Source organism: Priestia sp. SIMBA_032, from assembly GCF_046535215.1.
GTDB lineage: Bacteria > Bacillota > Bacilli > Bacillales > Bacillaceae_H > Priestia > Priestia aryabhattai.
Window position 1 is genome coordinate 1 of sequence record NZ_JAWRXD010001712.1, and the last position, 229, is coordinate 229.

The 229-nt window shown below is 62.9% G+C and carries 1 protein-coding gene; it reads right to left on the minus strand.

Annotated features, from left to right (window positions below; translation table 11 throughout):
- Positions 1-214, minus strand: a 214-nt coding sequence (locus SB717_RS40085) for a winged helix-turn-helix domain-containing protein (protein WP_410908959.1), incomplete at its 3' end; no start/stop codon positions are given.
- Between the last annotated feature and the right edge of the window lie 15 nt (positions 215-229).

Consider the following 229-nt stretch of genomic DNA (forward strand, 5'->3'; position numbering starts at 1 on the left):
TCACCACCTGGCTGAACGGGTCTGTGTGGATGTCCCATGCCTTCTCGAGCAGTTCCTCGGAACTCACGATCCTCCCGCCGGCGCCCATGATCGTCTCGAGCACTGCGCGTTCTTTCAACGTCAACTCGATCGCATGCCCGAAACGCGTCACCTCCTGGGCGAACAGGTCGAATCGAAGCTCGCCGCACACGAGCGTCGGCGGAATCCTCGTCACCGGGCGTCTGCCGAG